Source organism: Roseovarius lutimaris (assembly GCF_900115165.1).
GTDB lineage: Bacteria > Pseudomonadota > Alphaproteobacteria > Rhodobacterales > Rhodobacteraceae > Roseovarius > Roseovarius lutimaris.
Genome location: NZ_FOVP01000011.1, coordinates 1 through 26618 on the forward strand (window position 1 = coordinate 1; position 26618 = coordinate 26618).

The 26618-nt window shown below is 59.3% G+C and carries 23 protein-coding genes and 2 tRNA genes; 7 read left to right on the forward strand and 18 right to left on the reverse strand.

Going from position 1 to position 26618, the window contains the following annotated elements; translation table 11 throughout:
* Positions 1-77: transfer RNA gene (locus BMZ91_RS10610), tRNA-Met, on the reverse strand.
* 166 nt (positions 78-243) lie between these two features.
* Here BMZ91_RS10610 and BMZ91_RS10615 point away from each other — a divergent pair.
* On the forward strand, positions 244-618 hold the full coding sequence (locus BMZ91_RS10615; protein ID WP_177193841.1) for a hypothetical protein: 375 nt from the start codon (positions 244-246) through the stop codon (positions 616-618).
* 57 nt (positions 619-675) lie between these two features.
* Here the strand turns inward: BMZ91_RS10615 and BMZ91_RS10620 are convergent, their stop codons facing one another.
* From BMZ91_RS10620 to BMZ91_RS10645, 6 genes are all read right to left on the reverse strand, one after another.
* Positions 676-3897, reverse strand: a complete 3222-nt coding sequence (locus BMZ91_RS10620; protein WP_092838303.1) for an error-prone DNA polymerase — start codon at positions 3895-3897, stop codon at positions 676-678.
* A complete protein-coding gene (locus BMZ91_RS10625) occupies positions 3894-5378 on the reverse strand; it encodes a Y-family DNA polymerase (RefSeq protein WP_092838306.1) in 1485 nt (494 codons plus the stop codon). The genes BMZ91_RS10620 and BMZ91_RS10625 overlap by 4 nt, the downstream gene beginning before the upstream one ends.
* A complete protein-coding gene (locus tag BMZ91_RS10630) occupies positions 5305-5892 on the reverse strand; it encodes an ImuA family protein (protein WP_092838309.1) in 588 nt (195 codons plus the stop codon). The genes BMZ91_RS10625 and BMZ91_RS10630 overlap by 74 nt, the downstream gene beginning before the upstream one ends.
* Positions 5882-6523: an SOS response-associated peptidase family protein gene (locus BMZ91_RS10635; protein WP_245736316.1), complete on the reverse strand. Its 642-nt coding sequence runs from the start codon at positions 6521-6523 to the stop codon at positions 5882-5884. Before BMZ91_RS10635 ends, BMZ91_RS10630 begins: the two co-directional genes overlap by 11 nt.
* Before the next feature lie 265 nt (positions 6524-6788).
* Positions 6789-7472: a sulfotransferase family 2 domain-containing protein gene (locus BMZ91_RS10640; RefSeq protein ID WP_092838316.1), complete on the reverse strand. Its 684-nt coding sequence runs from the start codon at positions 7470-7472 to the stop codon at positions 6789-6791.
* A gap of 89 nt (positions 7473-7561) precedes the next feature.
* On the reverse strand, positions 7562-9565 hold the full coding sequence (locus BMZ91_RS10645) for a UDP-N-acetylglucosamine--peptide N-acetylglucosaminyltransferase SPINDLY family protein (protein ID WP_092838318.1): 2004 nt from the start codon (positions 9563-9565) through the stop codon (positions 7562-7564).
* Between the two features lie 80 nt (positions 9566-9645).
* Between BMZ91_RS10645 and BMZ91_RS10650 the strand changes: the two genes are divergently transcribed.
* From BMZ91_RS10650 to BMZ91_RS10670, 5 genes are read left to right on the forward strand one after another with little or no spacing between them, the layout of a single operon-like run.
* A complete protein-coding gene (locus BMZ91_RS10650) occupies positions 9646-11340 on the forward strand; it encodes a hypothetical protein (RefSeq protein ID WP_092838321.1) in 1695 nt (564 codons plus the stop codon).
* Between the two features lie 27 nt (positions 11341-11367).
* Positions 11368-12054: an FkbM family methyltransferase gene (locus tag BMZ91_RS10655; RefSeq protein ID WP_092838324.1), complete on the forward strand. Its 687-nt coding sequence runs from the start codon at positions 11368-11370 to the stop codon at positions 12052-12054.
* Between the two features lie 31 nt (positions 12055-12085).
* Entirely contained in the window at positions 12086-12937 is an 852-nt protein-coding gene (locus tag BMZ91_RS10660; protein ID WP_092838327.1) for a Rossmann-fold NAD(P)-binding domain-containing protein, read from the forward strand.
* A gap of 46 nt (positions 12938-12983) precedes the next feature.
* Positions 12984-13997 (forward strand): glycosyltransferase family 2 protein, encoded by a 1014-nt coding sequence (locus BMZ91_RS10665; protein ID WP_245736317.1) that lies wholly within the window; start codon positions 12984-12986, stop codon positions 13995-13997.
* On the forward strand, positions 13994-14692 hold the full coding sequence (locus tag BMZ91_RS10670; protein ID WP_092838329.1) for an FkbM family methyltransferase: 699 nt from the start codon (positions 13994-13996) through the stop codon (positions 14690-14692). The genes BMZ91_RS10665 and BMZ91_RS10670 overlap by 4 nt, the downstream gene beginning before the upstream one ends.
* A 52-nt stretch (positions 14693-14744) precedes the next feature.
* On the opposite strand, the gene BMZ91_RS10675 is transcribed toward BMZ91_RS10670, so the two are convergent.
* The 10 genes from BMZ91_RS10675 to BMZ91_RS10720 form a co-directional block, all read right to left on the reverse strand.
* Positions 14745-16106 carry a GSCFA domain-containing protein gene (locus BMZ91_RS10675; RefSeq protein ID WP_092838332.1) on the reverse strand — a complete coding sequence of 454 codons (1362 nt, stop codon included), beginning with the start codon at positions 16104-16106 and terminating at the stop codon, positions 14745-14747.
* 183 nt (positions 16107-16289) lie between these two features.
* The gene (locus BMZ91_RS10680; RefSeq protein WP_092838335.1) at positions 16290-17141 is read right to left on the reverse strand and encodes a 3-oxoadipate:acetyl-CoA acetyltransferase; all 852 of its coding nucleotides are present in this window, start codon (positions 17139-17141) and stop codon (positions 16290-16292) included.
* A 115-nt stretch (positions 17142-17256) separates the two neighbouring features.
* Entirely contained in the window at positions 17257-17820 is a 564-nt protein-coding gene (locus BMZ91_RS10685) for a PqiC family protein (RefSeq protein ID WP_092838689.1), read from the reverse strand.
* 2 nt (positions 17821-17822) lie between these two features.
* Entirely contained in the window at positions 17823-19907 is a 2085-nt protein-coding gene (locus tag BMZ91_RS10690) for a PqiB family protein (RefSeq protein WP_092838338.1), read from the reverse strand.
* Positions 19900-20550, reverse strand: a complete 651-nt coding sequence (locus BMZ91_RS10695; protein ID WP_092838341.1) for a paraquat-inducible protein A — start codon at positions 20548-20550, stop codon at positions 19900-19902. Before BMZ91_RS10695 ends, BMZ91_RS10690 begins: the two co-directional genes overlap by 8 nt.
* Positions 20517-21143, reverse strand: a complete 627-nt coding sequence (locus tag BMZ91_RS10700; protein ID WP_092838692.1) for a paraquat-inducible protein A — start codon at positions 21141-21143, stop codon at positions 20517-20519. The genes BMZ91_RS10695 and BMZ91_RS10700 overlap by 34 nt, the downstream gene beginning before the upstream one ends.
* Before the next feature lie 134 nt (positions 21144-21277).
* Positions 21278-22033, reverse strand: a complete 756-nt coding sequence (locus tag BMZ91_RS10705) for a class I SAM-dependent methyltransferase (protein ID WP_092838695.1) — start codon at positions 22031-22033, stop codon at positions 21278-21280.
* Positions 22034-22272: 239 nt separating this feature from the next.
* A tRNA-Pro gene (locus tag BMZ91_RS10710) sits at positions 22273-22349 on the reverse strand.
* Between the two features lie 176 nt (positions 22350-22525).
* The gene (gene leuB / locus BMZ91_RS10715; protein ID WP_092838344.1) at positions 22526-23632 is read right to left on the reverse strand and encodes a 3-isopropylmalate dehydrogenase; all 1107 of its coding nucleotides are present in this window, start codon (positions 23630-23632) and stop codon (positions 22526-22528) included.
* A 61-nt stretch (positions 23633-23693) separates the two neighbouring features.
* Positions 23694-24590 carry a LysR family transcriptional regulator gene (locus BMZ91_RS10720; protein WP_092838347.1) on the reverse strand — a complete coding sequence of 299 codons (897 nt, stop codon included), beginning with the start codon at positions 24588-24590 and terminating at the stop codon, positions 23694-23696.
* Positions 24591-24687: 97 nt separating this feature from the next.
* Here BMZ91_RS10720 and BMZ91_RS10725 point away from each other — a divergent pair, with 97 nt between their 5' ends.
* Positions 24688-25608: a Rossmann-fold NAD(P)-binding domain-containing protein gene (locus BMZ91_RS10725; RefSeq protein WP_143076330.1), complete on the forward strand. Its 921-nt coding sequence runs from the start codon at positions 24688-24690 to the stop codon at positions 25606-25608.
* Here the strand turns inward: BMZ91_RS10725 and BMZ91_RS10730 are convergent.
* A complete protein-coding gene (locus BMZ91_RS10730; RefSeq protein ID WP_245736322.1) occupies positions 25572-26582 on the reverse strand; it encodes an endonuclease/exonuclease/phosphatase family protein in 1011 nt (336 codons plus the stop codon). The two genes, BMZ91_RS10725 and BMZ91_RS10730, sit on opposite strands and share 37 nt — an antisense overlap.
* Positions 26583-26618 lie beyond the last annotated feature (36 nt).

Here is a 26618-nt window from a genome sequence, read left to right on the forward strand (position 1 = left end):
TGGTTGCGGGAGTAGGATTTGAACCTACGACCTTCAGGTTATGAGCCTGACGAGCTACCGGGCTGCTCCATCCCGCGACATTTTTCGTTCGCTTTGGGTTATCTATTGCGACTCGCGGGCAATCGCAAGGCGGATCGACGCGGCCACCTCAAAAAAAGTGTCGAAGACTGACGTTGTTTCCTTGGCACATGGGACAGGATCGGGAATCGGGCGGTGAGGATTGGTCTTGGCGGGGACGCGAAGATGACGTCGGGCTTGATCGCCGCCTTTGTTGGTCCACAGATGTTCGTCGCTGCGAAAGATGCGCTCGCTCCAATTCCCTTGGCGGGCGCATATGCAGCGCTCGCCGTACTGTCAGTACTTGGTTTGGTCCCATTGGCATTAACGCGACTGCCCGCCCCAACAATCGGCGCCCCACAAAGTCTCAAAGACCGTTTTGCATCCCTATCAATTCTGAAACGCAAACCTGTCCGCCTTGCGGTTGGACTTGGGGCCGTCTCGCAGGGGATCATGGTATTCTTGATGGTGCCGACGCCGCTCGCCATGATTGGATGCGGCTTTGGCGAAGCCGTGCGGCTGACGCAGCATCCGGTAAAGTGGGCTCTTTCCGGCCGTTAGCTGCGATCTGCACGAAGGTCCGGTTTGTGTAACGAAAGACGATATGCATATAATTTTTCAATGGAAATCACGGCTGGGGAATAGTTTTTTCGCCTGTTCTCGTGGGTGGTTTGCGTTTGCTTTAAAGTTTATGCTTGCCCGCGACCTGTCATCAGGCGCATCGGCTGGGGGGCTGAGGGTTGCCAGCAGATGTGACGTGTCCTCAACCCGCTCGGCGATCAGGTGAGTGGTGGGGCCGTCGCGCTTGATCTGGCCGGTGACGCGGATCAGGCGGCCCGCGATGACGGCCTTGCGGAAGGCGGCGTAGGTCTTCTTCCAGACGATGACATTGGCGGTGCCTGACTCGTCCTCCAACGTCAGGAAGATCACGCCCGATGCGCTGCCGGGGCGTTGGCGGGTGATGACAAGGCCGGTGATGGTGGCGCGGCCTTGCATCTGGCCGAGACGGTTGTGTGGTATGGATTCCGGCAGGTGCGGGCGTAGCAGTTCCATCGGGTGAGCGCGCAGGGAAAGGCGCAGGGAGACGTAATCCTCAACCACCTCTTGGCCCAATGTCATCTGCGGCAGGGCAATCTGCGGCTCATCTCCGCCTTCGCCATCGGCACCAAACAGCGGCATTGGCACGGGGGCTTTGAGCGCTTTGGCCGCCCAGAGCGCATCGCGGCGGGTGAGGTTCAGGGTGGCAAATGCGTCGGCTTCGGCCAGCCGCTCCAACGTATCGGGCTTCACGCCCGCGCGCCGCCAAAGGCTTTCGACATCGGGATAACCATTGCCGCGGGCGGCCACGATCCAGCCCGCATCCTCCTCGCGCAGGCCTTTGATCTGGCGAAAGCCGAGGCGCAGGGCGAGGCTACCGTCGGCGCGTGGCTCCAGCGTGCAATCCCAATCGGAATGGTTCACCGAAATTGCCCGCACCTCAACGCCGCGATCCCGCGCATCGCGCACCAGTTGGGCGGGGGCGTAAAACCCCATCGGCTGGCTGTTGAGCAGCGCGCAGGTGAACACCGCTTGATGGTGGCATTTGAGCCATGCGGAAATATAGACAAGACGGGCAAAGCTGGCGGCATGGCTTTCGGGGAAACCGTAAGAGCCAAAGCCCTCAATCTGCGCAAAACACCGCGCGGCGAAATCGGCGCCATAGCCACGCGATAACATGCCACCAACAAAGCGGTCGCGGAAGGAGCCGATGGTGCCCATGCGCTTGAAGGTAGCCAAAGATCTGCGCAGGCGGTCGGCCTCGGCGGGGGTGAAACCTGCGGCGACCACGGCGATTTGCATGGCCTGTTCTTGGAACAGCGGCACACCGTAAGTGCGGCCCAACACCTCCATCATCGCAGGGCCAAGATCTTCGACCGGCTCGCGGCCCATGCGGCGATTGATGAAGGGATGCACCATGCCGCCCTGGATCGGGCCGGGACGGACGATGGCGACTTCGCAGACGAGATCATAGAATGCGCGCGGCCGCATGCGGGGTAGAAAGTTGAGCTGCGCGCGGCTTTCAACCTGAAACACACCAATGGCATCGGCTCGGCAGAGCATGTCATAGACGCGGGAATCCTCGGCGGGCGTATTGGCCAGCGTCAGGTTTTGCCCACGATGATCGGCTAAGAGGGCAAAGGCCTTGCGGATACAGGTCAGCATCCCCAGCGCCAGAATGTCGACCTTCAACAGCCCCAGTGCGTTGATGTCGTCCTTGTCCCATTCGATGATCGTGCGATTGTCCATCGCGGCGTTTTCAATCGGACAAAGTTCATCCAAGCGGCCATGGGTGATGACAAAACCGCCGACATGCTGGCTCAGATGGCGTGGAAAGCCGATGATCTCGCCAATTAACTTGGTCGCTAATATTACCCGTGGATCATCAGGGTGCAGGCCTGCGTCACGCATGCGGTCTGCGTCAGGCGCAGCAGAGGACCAGCCCCAGATCTGACCCGACAACCGCGCGACAACGTCTTGCGACAGGCCCATGACCTTGCCGATCTCGCGGATCGCAGCGCGGCTGCGGAAATGGATCACGGTAGCGGTCAGCCCTGCGCGGTCACGGCCGTAGCGCTCGTAAATCCATTGGATCACTTCCTCACGGCGTTCATGTTCAAAATCAACGTCGATATCCGGCGGCTCGCCGCGTTCCTTGCTGATGAAACGCTCGAAGATCAGGGTGATGGTCTCGGGCGGCACCTCGGTCACGCCGAGCAGATAACAGACCACCGAATTGGCCGCCGATCCGCGCCCTTGGCACAGGATGCCTTGGCTACGGGCGAATTGCACAATGTCATGAACGGTCAAAAAATAGGGCGCGAATTCCACCTCGCGGATCAGGGTCAGCTCCTTTTCCACGCGGTGGATGATTTTCGGCGGTGGCCCGGCGGGATAGCGCCAACGCAGGCCTTCATGGGTCAAACGCTCCAACCGCGCCTGTGCAGTTTCGCCGTTTAAGGCCTCATCGGGATATTGGTAGCGCAGATCATCCAGGCAGAAAGCGCAAGCATCCGGGATCTCCAACGTGCGGCGCAAGGCGGCAGGGTGGCGATGGAACAGTCGCGCCATCTCATCGCCGGATTTGAGGCGGCGCTCGCCGTTGGCAAGGCGATTTGCGCCGATGTTATCAATGGTACAGCTAAGGCGCAGGCAGGTCAGCACATCCGCCAAAGGGCGGCGCGCGGCGCGGTGCATCAGCACATCCCCCACGGCGACCATCGGCAGGTTGGTGGCCTGCGCGGTCATTGCCAGTTGGTCGAGGCGGGTTTGGTCACGCCCGTCATAGCGGGGGGCCGCGCCCAAAAAACATTGCCCCGGAAACTTGCGCGCCATGCCCAACAGGTCGGCGCGGCAGGCGGCATCTGTTTCCAATGGATCAGGCGGCAGGGCGATCAAAATAATGCCATTCCCCCAATCCTGAAGATCGACGCGGGTCAGGTGGCATTCACCTTTCGGCGCACGGCGTTTACCAAGCGAGAGCAGCCGCATCAGACGCGACCACGCGGTGATGTCGCGGGGCAAGGCTAACCATTCCACCACGCTATCAGTCAGCACCAACCGCGCCCCCGCAATCAGTTTTGGTAGCGGTGGGCTGACATCGCCCCCACCCTCGGCCCGCAAACGTGCCAACTCCTTGAGCGCGGAAAACGCCCGCACCACGCCCGCAACCGAATTACGGTCGGTGATGGCGATGGCGGCGAGGCCCAGTTCATCCGCGCGGGTGACCAGCTCTTCGGGATGCGAGGCCCCTTGTAGAAAGGTGAAATTCGAGGTGACGCAAAGCTCGGCGTAAGGGGTCATGCGAATTCTCCCTGCACATACCAATTGGGCGAACCCTGTGCGGTTTGCGGTGTCGAGAACAGCCACAGGCGCGGGCCTTGCTCGGTCTCGACCCGCCAATAATCGCGCAGCCCGTCGCGCCATGCGGGATCATCAAACCACCATTCCGGCGTGATCCGCTCGGGGCCAGTGGCGCGCAGAGTGGTGAAATGCATCCTGCGCCAGCGAAACCGCGCGGGCGGGTTGCCTGATGGTCCTGTCACGGCTTCGGGCGAGAACAACGTGATGGGGCGCTGTGGGCCGGTTTGGGCTGGCATCGGTTCGGCAGCGCTATAGGCAGCGGGGGCGATCTTGTGGCTGCGCTCGGGGATCAGGCTTTCGGCTGGGAGGAGCCGCAGGACGCGGTCAAAGCCGATACGGTTGCCAAGCGAGGACAGCAAATCGGCCAATGCGTGTTCGGGCTGCACGCGGTGATGGGCGCTGATCTGTTCAGGGGCCAACGGCTCGATCACCGGTGCGGTCAGGCGCAGAGCGTCGATGCCAAACCCTGCCTCGATTTTGTCCACGCCTTTGACAAATAACGCCACGATCCGTGCGGCATCATTCATCGGGCGGGCAAGACCGATCTCGACCTGTGCGGCACCTTGATCAACGCGGTGCAGTTCCAGCCGGACGCGGCGCGCCCCCATTTGGTGTTGGGCCAGCTTGTCACAGAGCCGCGCGAGCAACCGTTCAAGGGCAGCCATCACGTCTGATTGCAGTCCAATCGGCTCGGGCAATGTCATTCGCACCCCGAAATGCGGCGCATTCGCCGCGGCGGCGACGGGTTCGGCATATTGCCCCAAGGCCCGATCCAGCCGCATCACCAAGCTTTGGCCAAACCGCCGCGCCAGCGGGGCGCGAGGCAGCGGGATCAGATCGGCAATGCGAGACAGCCCCATGCGCGCAAGGCCGCTAACGGTGTCATGATCCAAACGCAAGGCGCTAATTGGCAAATGCCCGATCCCTTCGGCCAGTCGCCCGTCCGGCACGATCCCGCCGCCATGTCGCGCCAGCGCATGCGCCGCGCCGCGCGTGCCCGCAATAGCGCTAGAGACCGTAAGCCCCGCACGCTCGAGGCGACTTTGCAAATCCTCGCGCAAGGCAGCCTCACCGCCAAACAAATGCGGAACGCCCGAAATATCCGCCATCAGACCATCCGCGCTGTCGCGCGCCACCATGGGCGCATAGCGCCCCGTCCAGCGGCAAAGCGCGGTCAGCGCCGCCGCCTCGCGCGCCAGATCTGCGGGGCGTGTGGCAAGGTCTTGGCAAATGGCGCGGGCATCCGCGAGCGCCATACCACGCGATAATCCCTGCGCCATTGCGGCGGGATTAACGCAATGCAGATGATCGGAATTACCCGACCGCAAGGTCAGGGCAAAGGCCCCCTCAACGGGACGGTTGCGTAGGCTCGTATCGCTCGCGAGCCTTGGAAACCATATGGAAAGCAGGCGACGTGCCATCCCAGTTTACTGTCCAATCCTTAATTGTTCCTGATTTGTTCTTATTAGTATTCCAGCGATGCAGAGTCGAGTCCGCAGAAGCTTTGGTCGGGGCGGCAAGCGGCTGGCATTGCCAGCGTGTCTCGGCGGCGTTGCTGCCCGCGCCTGTTGGGATCAGCATCAATCCGGTTGTGCGGCCTGTTTCGGCCGCCAGTTGCTGACGCCGTCCTGCAAAAAATGACAGCGGTTTTTGCGGCTCGGCGATGACCAGACCAACGGGCACGGCCTGCAATGCCTCTTCAATGCACCAAAGCAGATCGGCCTCACTGGAGGGGCGGAGCAGGTGCAAGCGTTCACCAACCCCCTGCGGCAACCCACGCAGCATCGGCACTTCGGGGATATGTGCAGGTAAAATCCAGATCAGCGGGCCAGCGTGACGCGCCGCTTGAAACAGCGCAAAGGCCCGCCGTCCGCGCCCTTCGGCCTCATGCACGCGGGCGGGGCGCAGGGTGAAAGGATCTGCCTCAGACCGCATCTTCGCGCTCCCCTTCGGCCACGATCTGCAAGCTGCCGTTTGGCAATGGGCGCTGCAATGTCAATGCGTCCTGTATCGGCGCCGTAAGCCACTGCCGCCATTCCGCAGGTTTTGTCAGAATAACGGGCATCGCCTTTGGATGGATCGCGGCGACCTCGGCATTGGGCGCAGAGGTGAGAAACCCGAACAGTTCCGCCGTGACTTCGCCTTCTTTCAGCTTGCGCACTGATGTCCATTGCGTGCGGATGCCTGCGAAGAACACCAACGGACGATCTTGGCCAAGGGCGAACCAGATAGGATGATTGCGCGGGCTGCCCCTGCGCGTGTCAATCTCGGAAAAGCTGGTGAAGGGCACAAGGCAGCGGTGCTGAACACCCAGCCAAGGCCGCCAATGTTGCGAGGATGTATTGCGGATATTGGTGACACCCGGATCAGTGCGCTTACCCTTGAGATAGGTCGCAGGCGTCGGCATCCCCCAGCGTGCGGTGCTCAACTGCCAACCTCCATTCTTGCCATGCCGGATAATCGGCGCGCTATAGTCGGGCCAAATCCCCGACATGGCAGGCAGGTTGCCGCTTTGGTCTACAAGCGTTTCACCATCTTCCATGACGCCCTCAAAAACATGCCGCATCGCATCCTGGCTTTTGGTTTGGGAGTAGAGGTTGCACATGAGATGATCCGGAATCAATTAGAGGTATTGATTGGAACATTAGCAGAACGTGTCGCGCAGGGGAACGGGCGTGCTTGCAGGAAAATCTGCCGATTGAACGTATGTTGTGCAACGTGAGGGCAAGCATTTCTGAAATCGCTCTTCCGCAACCAAATTAAGAAAACTTTCGCATGCAACAAGGCCCGCCATAGTGGTGGGCCTTGTTGCATTCAGCATCTCAAGCCCCCTAGGACGTCATGGGCGAATAGCCAAAATACTCTATTTCGCGGGCAAACACCGATTGTACGCGTTGTGCGGCGGGGTTGTTCATATCTGCGCCATAGAATCGCTCAAGGGCCTGCGTGTTCTTGGGGCGGATTTCGCCCTTGGCTTTGATTGCGCCAATTGTCACCTGCGGCAGACCGATGAGGGCTGTCACGGTCGAAAATTCATCCGCCAGATTTTCGAAGGACAGGATGCGGTCCACCTGTGGTTTGCCGCCCGCCATGTAAGACTCAAAATCCGAAAAGAAGCCCAGCCTCGGGCTTTGGGCAAACTCCATAAAGTTATCTTCCTGCGATTTGGATTGGTCCACCGGGTGTTTCGAAATCCAGAAGAAAAAAGCCGAAATGGCTTTGTCCCATGGGTTCCTTTCGACGCAAAATGAGAAATAGCCCTTGGTTTCCGCCTTGAAGTGCTCTGAGATCACGCTTGCGGGAAGATGCGGGTTGCGCGCCCTGATCGTGCTGTCTTTCTCGCGTAAAGTGCGGACAAAGTCTTTCGAGAACCTTCGGTATTTCGCTTCGTGTTCGACGAGCGGCGAGGCGAGATCACCGGGTTCAAGGTGTGGGGCAAGGGCACATTCTATAGAGGTGCCCGCCGTTTTTTTGGTTTTTACGAAAACGAACTTGTGGCTATGTGAAATGATCATCTCTACCTGCTCCTGACCGCAGTCAGCATTTCCTGATTGGCGTTTGACATGGTGACGGTACTGATTTCGCCCAAAAACCGCAGGGCGCCTCAGCTTTCTTTTGCGACCTTCCTTGCAAGCCGGTCTTTCTGGTTTGAGAATTTTTGAAAGGTCGGGGCCAGAGCGCTGGCTTTTGACAAAGACTCCATCGCGGGATCAATCTGCCCTTGATTGCTCAGGCAATTTGCCAAGGCGGCGTGAAAGGCCGGGGTTGAAAAATCAAGCGCGGCGGCCTGTTGATAGTGGTGCAGGGCTTCGGTGTGGCTGTCCTGGTGTTCAAGGCATCTGCCAAGCAGGAAGTGGCCGAAAGGATTGTGCTCATCCAGCTCTACAAGCTTTCGCAGCTGTCGTATCGCCCGGATCGGGCGGTTCGTCGCCAAGAGCACCTCTGCACGTCGTTTGGTAACCAGAAAATCATCTGGAGCCTCTTCAAGCGCTTCCGCCGTCAGGTTCAGGGCGGCTCTCGACCGGCCCAGATAGCATTGAAGAAGACCGCGAAAACTGTCAAAGCCCGGATTGGGCGAGGTCTGGGCGAGCAGCGTGCGAAGCCGCTTGAGGCGCTTGACGTCCAACAGCAAACGCTGCGCCTTTCGGTCCAACACGCAATAACGCCATTCAATGGTCAGAAGCGAAAAATCAATGACCTTCTGCTTTATGATTTTCCGCTGAAGGCTCAGGATATCGCGCTGAATATAAGGCAGCCGCTGCGATCTCAGAAGATTGATATCAAACGGAAGGTCGGGCCCGGATTTGAGCCTGTGGCGTTCCAGCAAGGCAGACCCGGTAACGATGACATCCGGAAGGTGAGGTTTGGCCCAGAAGGCACGAAGCCAGAGCCGCCGGGCGCCGACCGAATTTCCCAAAGCGGCCTCGACATGGGACAAAAGCGCAAGCGCCGATGCGTGATCCTCTTTCCAGAGATCCGGAGACGAAAGGGCGCGGTCAATATTGGTTTTGGCCTCCTGCCATTTTGACAGGTAAATGCAGTTTATGGCGTGCAATATCGGAAGAAACGCATTGTCGGCACCGGCCTCCAGCAACGCCTTGCCAATGTCATATCCTTCCTGTTCCCGGTCATGCATCGCAAGATGACGCGACAGACGCGAAAAAACATGCGCCGCCTCGCTCAGGCTGACAAAGTTTTTCAACCCACCCTGAAACCGATCTGTCACCCGGTCATAGGCTTCGTTGATCTTTGCCGGTTCCAGAACATCCACAAACCGGAGCCGGTCGCGGCCACTCAGCCGGGCCGCCGCGCTGCTGAAGGCGCTGATGACGGGGGCCACGATTTTTTCGGTGCGAGACATTGCATAAAGCTCAAGAAAATCCTGCTGGCAGGGCGTGCAGTTTGAACTGTCGATCAGCTGTTTGATCCCGCGAACGGTCTTGTGCTCTTTCTGAAGGCGGCCAATGCATTCATCGAGATCGGAAAACACCAATGCGGTATCGGGTTTTTCAACTTCGAGATGTTTGAGGTACAACTCGTCAGGTTCAATCTTGGACGGCCACATGCCGTGTTTCCAGGGCGCCTCGTTGAGAATATCACCGCGTCGCACGTGATAGGACACCGACCCGGACGAGCGCGCGACCGCCCGGTCGATTTCATCCATTTTGCCCCGCACCAGAGGATTAAGGCCGATGCTCTCGATGAATTTGGGGTAACGTCGCGCGATCTGCTCTGCATCCTCCCAGGGAAAAACGGCAATCTCAAAGCCTTCCTCCAAAAGAATATGATTGCCCGAGGCAAGGTGATCCACCAGGCGATCCGGTGACTTGTCCTGAAAAAAGGCATGCAACGGCAGGGCGCCGTCACGACCGGCCTCGTAGTCGTCATTCGAAATGAAATGCCGATCCATATAGGCCGCCGAAAACAGGTCTTCCGGTTGCGCCAGCTTTGGCGCAGCGGCGTTGCGTGGGAACCAGTTGATGAAATAGTCGAACCCGAAATCTTCGGAAAGCCGGATGCAATTGAGGATCATCAGCAACCGCGCGCCCAATTGATCTCTGCGCAGGCAAATAAAATGGCCGCGTTTCTGGGTTTCCACAGTATTCATGCTTGAAACAGATGTACCTTGTAGCATTGTTGATTTGTGTAGTGTAATTCAAACGGAATTGTTCAGAAAGACCCTCATTCATGCCGTCGCCGGACACTTCTTTCGTGATCGTTTCTTACGTTTCAGAGGCGACACCGGATCTTGAGAAGTGGCTGATCTACCATCTGTCTCTGGGCGTCGACCGGATCGTCGTTTACCAGCCCCCCCGGCTGTTCAAGCAGCCATCCGATATGGCCGTTTTCGAAAACGCAGGTCGCGTTCAGCGCAGGCAATCGAGCATAGATGTCGGCGCCCCTCTCAAGTCTGCGATGGTGTCGGCCATGACCGAGGGTGTTCTTCCGGGCGGCACCCTGGCGCTGGCTCTCAATGTGGGCGAATACCTCAATATCGGAACAGGGTTTGACCCGGTTCTGCGCGAGGTTTCAAAGCTTTCGACAGAGTTTGCGGCCTGGGCCCTGCCTGTGGTCAAACCTCAGGATGCCGCGATCCTTGAAGTCGGTGAACGCGATGAGCTGGAGTTTCGAACCATTTTCCGGGCCGACGCCTTTCGTGGCCACAATGGCGAAAGGCCGATTGTCGCTGTGACCGGGGATGACAGTCTCTGGCTGGATGGGGCAGGTCAGAAAATCGACCCGGATCGCGCCTTTTGGAGGTCAGCCGAAGAGGCCACCGACGACACCCTCGGCCTTGTCATCAAGTTTTCGGAAGAGGTTGACCCGCTGATATTCGATGACGGCTCGCGGGGATCGGCGACCCTGGCCTATGCCAACCGGCAAATCGCGCGGGGTGAATGGACCGAAGACCAGATCCGGTCTTTGGGCGGGGCTGGGGATGCCCCGAAAAAGCGCGCCGACCCGCCTTGCACACCCCACGAACACCCCGAAAAAACAAAGCCCGCACCGCCCGCCGAGAGTGTCGAGGCCGAGGGACAGTATTGTCCAGAGTGGTACAGGGAAATAGGCCCTGGCGGCACCGTGCCCGGATTTTTCAAAAGGCTTGCGCACCACAGCCTGGTGTTCATCGAGCGGCCCTCTGACACCCTTGTCGTGACGTTTGACAACCTTTCCGCAGTCAACGACCTGTCGCCTCAACGTGCGCCATGGGCGTACAAGGTTTTGCGTCAGGAGGGGTGCGCCCATCTTGGCGTGCTTGCGCATCGCAAGGATTGGTTCCGGGAGCCAAACCTGATCGCCGCGCTGGTGGCGATGCGCGATCAGGGGGTGTTTCAAGGCTATGCGAATGTCATTTTATCGGGCACCTCGATGGGCGGGTTTGCGGCTCTGGCGTTTTCATCGCTTTGTCCGGGCGCGCGGGTTTTGTCGTTCAGCCCACAATCGACACTCGACGAAGAGATCGTGCCCTGGGAAACGCGCTTTGGCATGGGCCGGATGAGAAACTGGCGGTTGCCGTTCTCGGATGCGGCGTTTGAAATCGAGGACGCAGAGCAGGTTGTCGTCATATCCGACCCCTATTTCGAGCTGGACCAACGGCATGTGGACCGTCTGATGACTCCGAATGTCATAAAGCTCAAGGCGTGGTTTTCCGGTCATTTCTCACCGGTTTTTCTGCATCGCGCCGATCTTTTAAAGCCGGTGATGACAAAAATGATAAGAGGGACATTGACGCAGGATGCCTTCTATCAGCTATACCGGGACCGAAGAAAACTCCCTTGGTACAAGCGGTCCTTGGAAGAGACGCTCGTTCAAAAGGGACATAAAGAGTTAGCTTCGAGGGTTGGCCCCGCGTTTCGACGGGTCAAAACGGCAACGAAGTAAGTGAGGCAGTAAGGATGAGGTGGAACCGTGTCTGACGGATTGGTCTATGAGTTGAATGGCGTCAGCCTGCCGCATGATGACGCCATAATAACCCCGCAGGTGGCCGCCGCCCTGAAACGGGGAAATTATGAGCGTCCCGAGGTTCTGGCCACGCCCAAGTTTCTTGAGCCCGAGGACCGCGTGCTGGAGCTGGGCGCCGGCATTGGCTATATTTCTTCCTATGCCGCCAAGGTTATCGGCGTGGCGCATGTCACCTGTGTCGAGGCCAACCCCATGCTGGCCGATTACATCGCTCGGATGCACGAAATGCAGGGCATCGGCAATACAACCGTCAAGAACTGTGTGGCTGTTCCGGGAAGCGCGCGCCTTGCGCCTGAAAAAGAAGTCGATTTCTACATAAGAGACCCCTTTTGGTCATCGTCTCTCGACGCGGGCCGGGATGTCGTTTCGGTTGCCCGGATACCTCAGGAATACCTGTCAGACTTGATCCGCGACTCCGGCGCAACCGCCATGATCGTCGATATCGAGGGCGGTGAACGGGATATTTTTCAGGGCGGTGACCTGGGCACCGTTCGCAAGATCTATGTCGAGCTGCATACCCGCTATATTCGGCCAAAGGGCATCAAGGCCTGTTTCGATGCCCTGTCCGAGCAAGGGTTTTACTATGATCAGCGCGTTTCGCACGGCGGCGTCGTGCTGTTTCGAAAACTGTGAGTGCCGGTGATGGCCAGATCAGGGGGCCGAGATGAAATTATATGATGTTGCCAGCCTCTGGATCGGGCCGGAACTGACCTGGATGGAACAGATTTGCCTGATGTCGTTCATCGAGAACGGGCATCGGACCATCCTTTATGTCTATGACGACGTAAAGTCGGTTCCCGATGGCGTCGAAGTGCGCGATGCGCGTGAAATCATGCCGACGGATGAGATTATCTATCACGCCAACACAGGCAGCCCGGCCTTTCACTCTGACGTGTTTCGTCTCAGGCTGCTGGATCAAACCGACTATCTCTGGATCGACACCGATGCCTATTGCCTGAAACCCTTTGAAAAGCCGGATCACGGGTTCTTTTTCGGGTGGGGCACCGACACACGGCGGATCATCTGTTCCGGGGTTATGGGGCTTCCGAAGACCTCTGGAATATTGCGCTCCATGCTGGAGCTTACGCAAGACGAATACCCGGTGCCGCCCTGGGCCCCCGCCAAGCGACAGGACGAGCTTCGACGCCTGAAAGAGGCCGGAAACGGGGTTCATATGTCCTTGATGCCCTGGGGCGTTTGCGGCCCCGAGGCCCTGCATTTCTTCGCCCATCAATCGGGTGAGGTGGAGTATGCCTTTGACGGGCCGGTGTTATATCCGGTGCCCTTTTCCGCAACCCGGTCCTTTCATCGTCCGCATTTAAAAAAAGCCGTTCATGCGGCGATCAAAGACGAAACCATTTCGGTCCATTTCTACGGTAGACGGTTTCGCAACATTTTCGCGCTGAGTGACGGGCTGCCGCTGGAGGGGTCCTATGCGGATGACATATGCAAGAAACATCGGGTGGACCCTTCGCTGACGGCCCATTTGTTTGTAAGAAAAGAGCCGGGCAGCTAGGGTAAGCGCCCTGATCCCTGCTCGTGGTATGGAAGTGAAAACGCCGATGGAGTCACCGCAGTTTGTTATCTTCACCACGATGAAGAACGAAGGCCCGTTCATGCTTGAATGGGTCGCACATAACCTGTCGCTCGGCTTTGATGGTATCGTCATTTACACAAACGATTGCGTCGATGGCACTGACCTCATGGCGCGTCGGCTGGAAGAGTTGGGCCTTGCCAGCCATGTCAGCAACCCGGTCAAAGTCAGGGGAAACCCACAGCATCAGGCCCTGAGGCGTGCGCGCAATCACCCAATGGTCATGAACGCAACCTGGTTGATGTGTCTGGATGCGGATGAGTTCATCAATATCTCGGTTGGTGAGCGCACGATCCAGGCCTTGATCGAACAGACCGGCCCTGCGGATGCCATTTCCATGGCGTGGCGGCTGTTTGGCTGTGGCGGGGTGGAAGCCTATAGCGATACGCCGATCACGGAACAGTTTACCCTGGCCGATCATCCGGCCGACTATGCATCAGGTCGGGCCTATGGGCTGAAAACCCTGTTTCGCAACAACGGCAGTTTCGGCCGGTTTGGCCCGCACCGCCCCAAAGACACGCCTGACGACAGGTTGAAAGACCTGAAGTGGAGCGATGGCGGCGGTCGACTATTCCCTGCCGACAAGGTCGGCTGGCGTGCATGGCCCGGATTTGACCACAGCTTTGGACGGATTCACCACTACGCGGTGCGTTCTGTCGAGAGTTTTATGGTCAAGCGCGACAGGGGCCGGACCAACCACATTGACGTCGATCAGGCCGAGACCTACTGGCGCGACATGAATATCAACCGGGTGGAAGACAAAAGCATTCTTCCACTGGCAGAGCGAGCCCGGCCAATGCTGAGCCAACTGCTGGATGATCCGGTTCTCAAGACCTTGCATGCCGAGGCCTGCGAATGGCATCGCGCGAAGATTGCAGAATTGCAGGCCAGAGAAGACTGGGAGCCGTTTCGCAAATGGCTCTATGAAAACAAGCTTTCTGTGACATCAGCAGACGCAAAACAGGCGGGAAATGAACAATGAATTCCAAGAGTGCACTGGCGCCGGTAAAGGCGGGCCTGCGCGCCGTCGAGATCGTGAAATCAAGATTCAAGCGATTGCCGCGCGGCGTCATTCAGATTGGCGCGCACAATGGCCGCGAAGTGGCTAAGCTTGCGCGATCCGGCGTCACCAGAGGGGTGTTCATAGACCCGCTTGATGAAACCTTCGGCCAGCTTGAAGACCGGGTGTCTGACATTGAGGGCTATCAGGCGATTCAGGCGCTGATCGGGGATGATGACGGCAAAAGCGTTACCTTCAATGTCTCAAGCAATACCGGCGAGTCGTCGAGCTTTCTTGAGCCCAAAGATCACACCAAGATCAAACCCGATATCCATTTTGACGAACAGCGGTCGATGACATTGCGCACACTCGACAGGCTTTTGCCGGAGAACGGCATTGCTCCCGAAGACTATGACATGATGTTCATCGACACGCAGGGTGCCGAAAAGCATGTTATTCTCGGGGCGCTCAATACCTTGAAGTCGATTGACTTTATCTGGATGGAAGTCAGCATTGGCGATATCTACCAGGGTGACATGCCGATTTCGCGTTTCGTTGTGTTTCTTGAGGCCCTCGGATTTGAACTGGGGCATTGCGAACTGAAACGCCTTGGCTGGGGCGACGCCCTGTTTGTGCGCAGATCCGTCTTTTCCAATCAACCGGACACATCAGAGTAAACGCCGATGCGATCTCAAGAGGTTTGATGCGGGCGTGATCAAGACGGATACTCTAGATCAGGGTCTTTTCGATCCGCGTTCTGAAATCCGACCGACCCGGAAACCGCTTTGAGTGTATTTTTAAAAGCTTGCGCGTTCGGTCATGATCCTCGCTATCGCGACTTGTCAGAGAAATCAGGCGCTGCAACATAATGGGTTTCTGGGGCGCGAGCGTCACCAGATCCTCAAGCGCATCGGCGGCCAGCCTGACATGCCCGGCCATTTGCAGGGCCTCGACGATCTGGGACAATAGCGCCTCTTGTTCTGAAAACAGCGCACGGTTCTGCGAGAACAGCCCGGCCAGATCATCGCCTTCGCCAAGCTTGATCAGCAGCCGCGCCGTCGCAAACGTGGCCTCGGTTGTCATCGGGGCGCCCTGATAGGTCCCGGGAACATCGAAATCAGGCGCGTAACTCACCAGCACATTCGACATGATCCGCGCGACAACGTCCGGGGATACATGCCGATAATCACCTCTCGCCCAACAAATTGCAGGGTTGGACAGGGTGACAAATTCATAGGACGGAAAGTAATCGACATCCTGTTTCCCGGCGACAAATGTCTCTGCGGCAGCGCGCTGAACGGATTTTGAATAGGTATTGGCAACCAGAACATCGACATCCCGGAATGTCGACACAAGCGGCACAGGGGACACGGTCAACAGCATCTTGAGCGGCTTTTTGCGATGCGTTTTCAAAAGCGTGTAAATATCTTCAAGCGCCTGAAGAACGTCATCAAATCCCAACACGCGAAATTCAAAACGATCCGGAAACTTTGCGCACAGGCGCGGCGGGGGTGCGATGTTGAGATAAAGATCAAGCTCTTTGTCATACCAGGTTTCGACATATCCAAGGGTAATGATGACAACATCCGCCATTGCGACCTGTGCCATCGCGTCGAGATACCGCGCACGCATGTCCATGATATCCGCGAGCGGATAAGGCAGTCGGATAAGCCCCAGCTGCGGGTCGCAATAGACCTCATCATTCACCGAATAGATGATATCCTCGCCGGGAAAGCTATCCCTGTCCAGGGCCCATTTCAGATCATTCAGGATAGAGGATGCATTGTATTTGTTAAGAAAGTTCGTCGCGGCACCGACATCGTCGCCGATTTTTCCAAGCTCGATCTTTCGGCTGAGGACATTCATTCCCGCCTTGTGCAAGGCCCCCTCAAGATTTCGCGCAAAGCAGGACCCGATCGCAAAAACCGAGTCTGCCTTGCCAATGGAAAATGACGGCGAAACAGACGGGGACACCAAAGGATAAAGCCGTTCACCGCCTGCGTCCGGGGCGGGATATCGCCGCAGTTTGTTCTTTCGGGCATTTTCAAACGCCTGGCTGGAGCTGCTCGAATACACGGCGTTGGATGTCATGTGCGGTTCCGGGTGCTAAGCTGGACCTCTTTTAAAACGAGCCGGGAACCACGATGGCCAATTGGCCGAGGCGCCCCTTTTTGTTTTATCCAAGATCACGTGTTGCAGGACAAAGTAAGCGGAATTTCGTGACTTGAGCATGACTGAAGGCGCGGCTTGAATCAACTCCTGACCGGCAGACCCCTACGCCGCGACCTCGCGAAGGCCAAGGATGCGGCGTGCCTCTTGCCATGTGGCGACGGGGCGTTCGTATTTTTCGCACAGTTCAACCGTGCGCGTGACCAATGCCGCGTTTGATGGCGCCAGGGTGTCGCGATCCAGCCGGATGTTATCCTCAAGCCCGGTGCGCGCATGCCCGCCCGCCGCAATCGCCCACTCATTTACGACGATCTGCTTTGGCCCCACGCCCGCCGCGCACCAGGGTGCATCGCCAAACAGGCGTTTGACGGTTTGCACGTAGAAATCAAACACCTGCTTGTCGGCGGGCATGGCATTCTTCACGCCCATCACGAACTGGACATAGGGCACATCCTTGATCTGGCCCCGCGAATGCATCAGGGCGGCATGAAAGATATGCGACAGATCGAACGCCTCGATTTCGGGTTTCACATCGTATGTGATCATCTCCGAGGCAAGCCAGTTCATCAACTCGGGCGGGTTTTCATAGACACGGTTCGGGAAATTATTCGAACCGACAGACAGCGAGGCCATATCGGGGCAGAGCGGCAACATCCCGCCGCGTTCGTTGCCCGCGCCAGAGCGCCCCCCGGTCGAAAGCTGCACGATCATGCCGGGGCAATGTGTCTCGATCCCATCCTTGAGGCGGGCAAACCGCTCGGCGTCCGAGGTGGGTTTGCCAGCGTCATCGCGCACATGGCAATGGGCAATACTGGCCCCGGCCTCAAAGGCGGCATGGGTGCTTTCGACCTGTTCGGAGATCGTGACCGGAACCGCCGGATTGTCGGCCTGCGTCGGCACCGAGCCGGTGATCGCGACGCAGATGATGCAGGGGGAATTTGCAGGTGTTTCAGACATCTAGGAATACCGTTTGGTTGTCATTCAGAGGGCAGATACGAAGAGCATAACCCGATCCGCCCTACCTAGCGATCAGAGTTTTTCGGCGCTGCCCCTGTTCGCTTGCGCCATCCCCCTAGCGCAGACCGTTGCGGGCAATATCGGCGGCCAGGTCAAGGATCACCTGACCGCGCGCCTGCGCAATCGCCTGCGGCCCACCGGCGGGGTCAAACGGCACGGCAAGATCAAACAGCCCGGACCGCTCGCGCCCGCCATCGCTCACCCCGACGAAATACTGACCCGAGGCGCGAAATTGGCCATCGGCGCCCGCGACAAGTCGTTCAAACCGGATATCGAGCCGGGCATCGGGGAAGGCCTCGAACGGCCAGGGCGCCGAGGCGACGCGCGCGCCGGAAAGCCGCGACAGGTTGCGCGCCAGATCAAGCGCAATGGCGCGTTCGGGGGAATCGGCCCAAAGTGCTGCGCCATCGGTGACAAGTCTGCCGCCGGCATCCTCGATCGCGATTTCATCGGCGGCGGCGTAGGTCGGCAACGACACCTCACGTACCTCGACCGAGCGGAACCCGATCCGAAGCTTTTCGGTCACCTCGGGCGTGGCCACGGCATAGCGATCCGGCGCGGCACCACAGGCCGCAAGGCCAAGGGCAAGTCCAGCGATGGCAGGTTTGAGAAAGGTCATGGTCATCGTCCCCGTATGAGTGCGTCTGGATTGCGTTCCAGCATCCGCGCCAGCGATGTCATCGCATCCGCGGCCTTTGAGATATCGCGCAACGCGGCCTGCGCGTCGCGGCTTAGGGTTTCGCCCTTGTTATAGCCGGCGATGGTGGCGCTGGCCTGATCAAACACGCGGCGGATGCGATCGACAAGCGCCGGCAGGTCCTGGGTCGAGGTGGCCACCGCATCGGCGGCCTGCCGGGTCGACTCCAGCGTTGCATTGATGTTGGTCACGGCCCCGCCCCGGCGCAATTCGGCCAGGGTCGCGTTGATCTCGTTCAGAGCCGCGCCAAGATCGGCCGGAAGCTGGCGTGCGGCCTCGGTGCCAAGGATTTCATCCGCCGAGGTGGTCAGCGCGGTCAACTGCGTCGTCAACTGGTCAAGCGGCAGCGCCTTGGCCTTGGCCGCAACCGCCTCAAGCTCGCTCACAAGGGCGGGCACACCTTCCACCGAGGCGGTGACGCCCCGGGCCGCATCCGCGGCGGCATCCACGGCGGTGGCAAGCCGGGTGGTCAGCTGATCCTGCTCAAGCTGCGTCAGAAGGGTTTCAAACCGCCCGATTGCCGCGTTCAGCGTGCCAGGAATATCCTGCACATCCTGCGAGGTCACGATACCGCGCACATCGCCCAAAAGCGCGCGCAGGTCCTGCGGCGTCTCGCGCAGATCCTCGTCCGACACAAACGCCTCGGCGCTGTTGAGAAAGTCAATCGCACTGTTGAGCAATTCCTCGATCGGCAGGTTGTTGATCCGGTTGAACACGCCCTCGACCGTCGCGGCGGCATCGGAAATTTCGCTTTGCGTCGTCGGGATGATCGGCACGATGCCCTCGCCGGTCACAAATGGTGCCGGGGGCGCATCGTCGACCTGAAGCAGTTCGATCTTGAGGCCGCCGGTCAACAGGCTGGCCGAGGCGAGACGCGCGCGCAGACCTTCCTGAATGCGGGCCTCAAGGAACCTGAGCGCCGCCTCGGGCGTCACCTCATCCTGAAGACCAAGCCGGGCGGGCTGAATGGACAGGATCGCATTCAGGCGCACCCGGTTGTCGCCAAAGGCATTGGCGTCAATCACGCCGGAAACGCTCTGGACCTTGCCGATCTTGAGTCCGCTCAGCTCGACCGGGGCATCGACGGCGAGGCCGGCAATATTGCCGTCAAACACCACCCGCATCTCAAGGGTTTCAACCTCGGAGGCGTTGAACAGGCTGTTACGCGCCGAGGGTTCATCGGCGAAGACCTCGAACACGGTGCCATCCTCAACCGGATCGCCGCCCGACACGAAGGTGTCAAAGGTAAGCCCCCCGCCAACCAGCGTGGCGAAGGAGGAAAAGTCGATCTCGGCCCCGCTCGGGCCAACCGAAAAGGTAAAGCCAGAGGTTTCCCAGAACCGCGTCGAGGGCGAAATCAGGTGGCTGTAATCGTTATAAATGATCGCCTCGGCGATGGCGAAACTGCCTTGCTGTGAAATTCGCGCCTTGCCGACACGGCCCACTTCGATGCCGCGAAACAGAATCGGGCTTTTGTCGGTCATGGTGCCGCCCGGTGTGGTACGCAGCGCAAGTTGCAGCCCCTTTTGACCCGACTGGAAAAGTGGCGCCTCGACCGCCCCCTTGAAGCGGCTGCGCGCTGGGCCGATGGTGCTATCCCATGAGCCTTCGATATAAACGCCTGAAAGGACCGTATCGAGGCCACTTATGCCGCGCGCGGTCAATTCAGGCCGGACCACCCAAAAGGTCGACCCCGCATCGACATAGGGCGCGACGGCCTTGTCAAGCCGCACATGCGCCACCACCGAGCCAAGTCCGGAGCTGAAGGTGACATTTTCAACCACCCCGACACTGACATCACGATAGCGAAGCTCGGTCTCACGCTTGGCGATGCCGGCCCCGTCGGCGAATTCGATCTCGATCAGCGGGCCGCGCGCGTCATAGGCCTGCCAGGCCACAAAAAGCGCAATCGCCAGTGCCAGAAACGGAATCGCCCAGACCATCGAGATCCGCGCAAGCAAGGATTTGCGCACATTCTCGATGGCAACGGGGGGAGGGGTCTCAGTCATTGGCGGAGGATCCTTCGGGTTTGGTCTGTAAATCCCAGATCATCCGGCTGTCAAAGGCCTGGGCAGAGAGCATCGTGAAAATCACCGAGAGGGCAAAAAACAGGCTCGCGCGGCCGGGATTGATGGCCGCCAACGTGTTCAATTGCACCAGCGACGACAGGATCGCAACCACGAAGATATCAATCATCGACCAGCGGCCGATATATTCAACCACTTCGTAAAGCCGCTGACGCTGGTGTTTCGAGACCGTGGATACGCGCGTGACTGAGATGGCCAAAAAGGCGATGGCCATGAATTTGGCAAGCGGGATGACTACGCTGGCCACCAGAATGATGATCGCAATGCCGATCGCGCCGTGATGCACAAGCTCGATCGCGCCGCCAACGATGGTATCTTCCTGCACGCTCAAGAGGGTGCGAGTCCGAAGCATCGGGTACACATTTGCCGGCACATAGCACATCAGCCCCACAAGCCAGAGCGCCCAGACCCGTTGCAGGCTCTTGGTGTCTCGCGCCACGATCCTGCTGCCGCAGCGCGCACAGGTTTGCGTGCCCGCAGGCCACACCTTGGCACAGCGGTTACAGGCGACAAGCCCAAGGTCGCGGGCGCTTATGATGTCTGGGTTTTGTCCAGCGATTTCCATACCGACCACCTGCACAGGAAATTGTCCTGCACCACTACAAGTACAACAAGCACGGCAAACATCCAGAACGCCGGACCAAAGCTCACATCCGCAAGGTCACTGACCTTGATCAGCGCGACCGCACAGCCAATGGCAAAGATTTCCGCCATCGACCAGGGCCTGAGCGCCTCTGACAGGCGAAAGGCCTGTGCAGCGCCACGGGCGGGCGGGCGGTCCATGACGATGGGCACAAGCACATAAATCGCCAACAGAACCCGCGCCAGCGGCACAAAGATAATAAGCGCCGCCGTGGTCAGCGACAGGACAATAAGCGGCCCGTCACTAAAGGCCAAAGCCGCATCAAGGATCGAGACCGAATTGCTTGCCCCCGCTGCATTGATCGACAAAAACGGAAACACCGTCGCCGCGATGATCAGGATCACAACCGCCAGTGATACCGCGATGATCTGCACTCCGGCCTTGCGACGCGGCGTGATGAGCGCGGTGCCACAGCGTTGACACACGGCCCGCTCGCCCGCGCCGGGGCGCGCAAGGCGATAGGCCGCATCGCAATGCGGGCATACGATCATCTCATCAAGGGGAATCGGGGTCATGCTCATCCCTTATGGATACCCTTTTTCAGGGTCCGGCAACATAGCGGATCAAAGGCCCTGCGTGGACAGGACAAACCGTTGCCAAAAGGCCAAGTTCCAAACGGGTGCCGTCTGAGCCGCGCGTCGTTCTGATCTCAGGCGTCTTTGCGAAGCAGAACCCGGCGCAACTTAGGCCTTGCGGCGATTTCTGTCACGCACCCGAATTGCGCCAGTTTTTCGATCTGTTCGTCTGCGGTTGTTTCGCGCAGGTCGAAAATCGCCGAGCCGCCCGGCACAAGCGCCTTGTCAAGGATCGGCAGATAGCTATCGACCGGATAGTGAAACCCGCAGGAGAGAAAGCTGACCACCAGATCGACGGGCCTGATTGTTTCGGGCGCTGTGTCGTTGGGGTTCACGCATTCGATCTTCTTGGCGGCAACCCGGTTTGCCCTCAACAGCTTGCGGGCGACCTTCAAAGAGGAATAGGCCGCGCCTTCGTCCTTGAACCCGAAATGACGGTGCTCGTTCTGCTCAAGGTCGATAAGCACGACTTCGGCCTTCAGGGACTTGGCAGCAAAAAGATCAAAGAACCCGTAGCCACAGCCGATATCCGCAATGCGCGTCGGTTTGAGCTCTTTCAGCAGGTCTTCAATCGCAAGGTATTCCGCATGGATGATCCCGGCCGCGCGTTCGGCAATCTTCGCGCCCATGTCATCAATCACCGCGTTGATCGGCCCGCTGTCGCCACGGTTCCAGGCCTTGATGATCCGACCCGATTTCGGGATGTCAAACATGACCTCTGATCGTTGCAGGAGCAGGTTCAGGTAATCGTTGCGATCAAAGCAAGACATATCGAGCGCCTTGATTGCCTTGGTTGCAGACCCTGCTTCAATATCGACTTTCTTTAGCATGATATCCCCTGTTTTTAACTGACCCGCCTCGTGCATTTTTTATATTTTGCGATTGCCTGGCAATGTAATTCAACTCTGCATGGAAGTCTTCAAAAACAGGAGGGCCCAACCTGCGCAATGATAACCATTGCGCGCAAAGCCTGACTGGCAAAGCAATGCGCGGCCAGCCAAAAGCCAGCGCAAAACAGGCGAGATGCGGCCAATCTCGCGATGATCATCATAATCGAATATGGATTTACTGGTCGGGCTGAGAGGATTCGAACCTCCGACCCCCTGCTCCCGAAGCAGGTGCGCTACCAGGCTGCGCTACAGCCCGACCGTGAGACAGGCGATTATACCCCAGGGCGTGGCTTTGCAAGTGTGTTTTGGCGGCTTTATCTGCGCGCGCCGCGCCTGAGTGTTATTGGCAGGGCGCAGGCGAGGCAAGGCGCGCGACACGCAAAAAGGCCCGCACCGATGGCGGGCCCATTCTAATCTATTCTGGCGCGCCGCTCAGAGGCTGGCGTCAAGCGCCGCGACGATGGCATCGCCCATCTCTGTGGTCGAGATCGGCGTTTCGCCTTCATGGCCCAGCAGGTCAGCGGTACGAAGCCCATCCGCCAGCACCTTTTCGACCGCTTTTTCGACGCGCGTGGCCTCATCGCCCAAGTCGAAGGAATAGCGCAGCGCCATGGCAAAGCTGAGGATACAGGCGATCGGGTTGGCCTTGCCCTGACCGGTGATATCGGGGGCCGAGCCATGCACCGGCTCGTACATCGCCTTGGGGCGACCATTGGCCATCGGCGCGCCAAGGCTGGCCGAGGGCAGCATGCCAAGCGAGCCGGTGAGCATCGCCGCGCAATCCGACAGGACATCGCCAAACAGGTTGTCGGTGACGATCACGTCAAACTGTTTCGGCGCACGCACAAGCTGCATCGCGCCATTGTCGGCATACATATGGCTAAGCTCGACATCGGCGTAATCCTCGTCATGCACCTTTTGCACCACTTCGCGCCACAGGATGCCGGATTCCATCACATTGGCTTTTTCCATCGAACAGACCTTGTTGCCGCGCTTACGGGCAAGCTCGAACGCGGCGCGGGCGATCCGGTCAATCTCGGATTCCGTATAGCGCTGGGTGTTGATGCCGACCCGCTCGTTACCCTCTTTGAAGATGCCGCGCGGCTCGCCGAAATAGACGCCCGAGGTCAGTTCGCGCACGATCATGATATCGAGACCGGCGACGATATCCTTTTTCAGGCTGGAGAAATCCGCCAGCGCGTCAAAGCATTGCGCCGGGCGCAGGTTGGCGAAAAGATCCATTTCCTTGCGCAGGCGCAGCAGGCCGCGTTCGGGTTTGACGCTGAAATCAAGGTCGTCGTATCTGGGGCCGCCGACGGCGCCCAAAAGAACCGCATCCACCTCTTGCGCGCGTGCCATCGTGTCATCATGCAGCGGTGTGCCGTGCTTGTCATAGGCCGCGCCGCCGACCAGATCGGTCGAAACGTCAAAGGCGATGCCGCGCTTGGCGCCGAACCAGTCGATGATTTTGACGACCTCGGTCATGACTTCGGGGCCGATCCCGTCACCGGGCAGGATAAGAAGCGAAGGGTTGCTCATGTGGCATGTCCTTGTTGTGGCTTGATGTTGCCCGATGGCCTATCGCGAAGCCCCGCCATGGTCAAGAAAGGTTGGGGGCAAGCCCCTCGGCCAAGGCATCCCAGACCCGCGCGATCCGGGGCGTATGCCGCAGCGCCTGATGCGTGGCGAGCCAGATCGGCAGGCTTGGTAGGCTCAGATCGACCACCACCTGCTCCACACTTGGATCGCGCCGCGCCACCTCGACCTGACCAAAGCCGATGCCGCAACCCGCGCGCACCAGCTCCCAGTTGACCGCGTGATTGTCACAGCGCAGCGCAAACCAGTCGCGCGTCGCGCTCCAGCCGCGTTTCTGCATGCCGCGAATGATCTCTTCGTTGCGGTCATAGCCGATCAGCGGAAGATCCAGCAGATCCTGAAAGGTTTCGGGCCGCCCGGCACGGTCAAGATAGCTGCGCGCGGCAAACATACCCAGTTTCAGATCGCCCAGGTGCCGCGCCACCAGCTCCAGCTGTTCGGGCCGATACATGCGCAACGCGATATCCGCCTCGCGAAACAGCAGGTTCTCGGTGCTGTCGGTGGGGACCAGATCAATCGTGATCCCCGGTTCCTTTTCGCGCAGGCCGGCGATCACCGGGGGCAGAATATAGACTGAAAACATCACGCTGGCGGTGATCCTGACACTGCCCTCGATCTGGGTCTGGCGGCCAGCGGCGGTAAGTTCGATTTCGTTCAGGGCCGCCTGCATCCGCCGGGCGGGGCCCATCAGCAACTGGCCGTTCTCCGTCAGCATCAGCCCCTTGGCCTGGCGATGAAACAGCACCTGTTGCAGGTCGTCCTCCAACTGACGGATCTGGCGGCCCAGCGTTGGCTGGCTGGCCCCCAGATGGCGCGCCGCCGCTGAAAGCGATCCGCAATCCGCCACCGCCAGAAAGGCCCTGACAAGCGACCAGTCAAGGGATGAAACCGGCTTATCCATTCATAAATGAATACATGATAGTTGAATTTTGGCAATTCCTATTCTTCAAGGAATGCGCAAACCTATCGTCATTGCAGCGCAATCGGAGGTTTGAGCGATGCGGAAATCCGTTTTGATCCTTGGGGCCAATGGCCGCTTTGGCCGTCACGCGGCGGCAGCCTTTTGGAACGCCGGGTGGAGCATCCACCCCTTTGAGCGCACTCGCGAAGACCTGATGCAGGCCGCCGCCACGGCGGATGTGATCGTCGCGGGCTGGAACCCGGCCTACCGCGACTGGGCGGCTCAGGTGCCCGCCCTGCATGCCCGGATTCAGGCCGCTGCGCGCGCCAGCGGGGCGACGGTGATCCTGCCGGGCAACGTCTATGTTTACGCCCCCGATACGCCCCTGCCATGGGGGCCGGACCGCGCACATCGTGCCACAAACCCCTTGGGCCGCATCCGGGTTGATCTTGAGGCAAGCTATCGGCGCAGCGGGGTTCAGACCATCGTGTTGCGTGCGGGCGATTTCATTGACACCGAGCACTCGGGCAACTGGCTTGACAAGGTCATTTTGCGGGGGCTTTGCAAAGGGCGGATCAGCTATCCCGGCCCCGTCGATGTGCCCCACGCCTGGGCCTATTTGCCCGATCTGGCCTGCGCTGCGGTGGCCTTGGCCGAGAAACGCAGTGAGCTGGGTCAATTCGAAGACCTGGCATTTGACGGCTACACCCTGACCGCCAACCAGATGGCCGCGATCCTTTCGGATATCACGCGCAGGCCGGTTCAGGCCCGCCCAATGTCATGGCTGCCCATTCAGGCCGCGCGGCCCTTTTGGCCAGAGGCCAGGTATCTGCTGGAAATGCGGTATCTCTGGCAGGTGCCGCACCGGCTTGATTGTACCCGACTGGCGGCACTTTGCCCACAATTGCCGGTCACCCCACCCGAGGAGGCCCTGAAAATCGCGGCCACCCCTTTCCAGAGGGTGCCAAGGCATTGCCGGTGTCAGTCAATCTCAAGATCGACCCAGACCATCCGGTGACGACTGGCCGCATCGGCCAGGTCTGCCTCGGGGGTTCCGTCGGGGGGCCAGTATACCCCGCCGCCACCTACCTTCATCGTGGCGGCGGGCAGGACATAATCCACCCTCAGATCCCCCGGCCCGGGGGCGGGCCATGCCGCCGTGTCCAGCCTTGGGTCGCCGGTTTGGCCCTCGCCCTGTTCTACTGCGCCTTGTCGCATTTGGCGGGGGTCTTGCAGGCGGGGATCGGCCAACAGGCCGCTGATCGCCTCGCGCCGCCCGTCGCTGTCTTCGGGGTCAAGATTGGCATCACCGATCACGATAAACCGGTCCTTTGGTGGCGGGCCGAATGCACCATCAAGATAAAGCTGCCAAAACCGGATTTCATCGTGATTGCGCCTGCCATTGAGATCCTCTGGCCCATCAAACACAGGTGGCGTCGCATGGAACGCCAGAAGATGCATCAGCCCCGAGGGGAGGTTCACCGGCACAACCCAATGGCCCACGTAAGACAGGCGTTGCACGGCCGCCGCAGGGGGCGAGGGGAACGGCATAGCATCCGTCACCGGTCGGATCGCGCCGGGCAGGTCGCGCCACAAAACCGCGCTGAAATCCTTGGCGCGCTCACTGTCGATGGGATAGCGCGACAGGATCGCCATGCCGCCCTGTCCCGAGAAATAGCCAAAACCCTGCGCATCACCCGGCCCGCCTAGGCGCCCGTCGCCATCCATGTCAAGCCCGGTGGCGCGCCCGCTGTTGGGGCGGCGTGCAAACAGGTGATCAAAGTGCCAGCCGTCCTTGGAAATCCGGTCGCGCAGCGCATGCAACGCGATCAGGTCGAGGTCATAATCGAGCTTTTGCAAGACAAGGATATCCGGGCGCATCTTGGCTACAATTTCTGCGATGGCGGCAATCTGTGGGTCTTCGTCGCGCAGAATGTCGCGCAGCAAAAGCCCCGGCCCCTTGCGGTCAAGCCCGACATTCCAGCTTGCCACGCGCAGGGGGTCGGCAACGACCGGCCCGGCAAGCAG

Bases quoted from the DNA above. Each gene is read 5' to 3' on its own strand.
- BMZ91_RS10615 (WP_177193841.1), top strand. From the start codon at position 244: ATGACGTCGGGCTTGATCGCCGCCTTTGTTGGTCCACAGATGTTCGTC.
- BMZ91_RS10620 (WP_092838303.1), bottom strand. From the start codon at position 3,897: ATGACCCCTTACGCCGAGCTTTGCGTCACCTCGAATTTCACCTTTCTA.
- BMZ91_RS10625 (WP_092838306.1), bottom strand. From the start codon at position 5,378: ATGGCACGTCGCCTGCTTTCCATATGGTTTCCAAGGCTCGCGAGCGAT.
- BMZ91_RS10630 (WP_092838309.1), bottom strand. From the start codon at position 5,892: ATGCGGTCTGAGGCAGATCCTTTCACCCTGCGCCCCGCCCGCGTGCAT.
- BMZ91_RS10635 (WP_245736316.1), bottom strand. From the start codon at position 6,523: ATGCGGCATGTTTTTGAGGGCGTCATGGAAGATGGTGAAACGCTTGTA.
- BMZ91_RS10640 (WP_092838316.1), bottom strand. From the start codon at position 7,472: ATGATCATTTCACATAGCCACAAGTTCGTTTTCGTAAAAACCAAAAAA.
- BMZ91_RS10645 (WP_092838318.1), bottom strand. From the start codon at position 9,565: ATGAATACTGTGGAAACCCAGAAACGCGGCCATTTTATTTGCCTGCGC.
- BMZ91_RS10650 (WP_092838321.1), top strand. From the start codon at position 9,646: ATGCCGTCGCCGGACACTTCTTTCGTGATCGTTTCTTACGTTTCAGAG.
- BMZ91_RS10660 (WP_092838327.1), top strand. From the start codon at position 12,086: ATGAAATTATATGATGTTGCCAGCCTCTGGATCGGGCCGGAACTGACC.
- BMZ91_RS10665 (WP_245736317.1), top strand. From the start codon at position 12,984: ATGGAGTCACCGCAGTTTGTTATCTTCACCACGATGAAGAACGAAGGC.
- BMZ91_RS10670 (WP_092838329.1), top strand. From the start codon at position 13,994: ATGAATTCCAAGAGTGCACTGGCGCCGGTAAAGGCGGGCCTGCGCGCC.
- BMZ91_RS10675 (WP_092838332.1), bottom strand. From the start codon at position 16,106: ATGACATCCAACGCCGTGTATTCGAGCAGCTCCAGCCAGGCGTTTGAA.
- BMZ91_RS10680 (WP_092838335.1), bottom strand. From the start codon at position 17,141: ATGTCTGAAACACCTGCAAATTCCCCCTGCATCATCTGCGTCGCGATC.
- BMZ91_RS10685 (WP_092838689.1), bottom strand. From the start codon at position 17,820: ATGACCTTTCTCAAACCTGCCATCGCTGGACTTGCCCTTGGCCTTGCG.
- BMZ91_RS10690 (WP_092838338.1), bottom strand. From the start codon at position 19,907: ATGACTGAGACCCCTCCCCCCGTTGCCATCGAGAATGTGCGCAAATCC.
- BMZ91_RS10695 (WP_092838341.1), bottom strand. From the start codon at position 20,550: ATGGAAATCGCTGGACAAAACCCAGACATCATAAGCGCCCGCGACCTT.
- BMZ91_RS10700 (WP_092838692.1), bottom strand. From the start codon at position 21,143: ATGACCCCGATTCCCCTTGATGAGATGATCGTATGCCCGCATTGCGAT.
- BMZ91_RS10705 (WP_092838695.1), bottom strand. From the start codon at position 22,033: ATGCTAAAGAAAGTCGATATTGAAGCAGGGTCTGCAACCAAGGCAATC.
- leuB (WP_092838344.1), bottom strand. From the start codon at position 23,632: ATGAGCAACCCTTCGCTTCTTATCCTGCCCGGTGACGGGATCGGCCCC.
- BMZ91_RS10720 (WP_092838347.1), bottom strand. From the start codon at position 24,590: ATGGATAAGCCGGTTTCATCCCTTGACTGGTCGCTTGTCAGGGCCTTT.
- BMZ91_RS10725 (WP_143076330.1), top strand. From the start codon at position 24,688: ATGCGGAAATCCGTTTTGATCCTTGGGGCCAATGGCCGCTTTGGCCGT.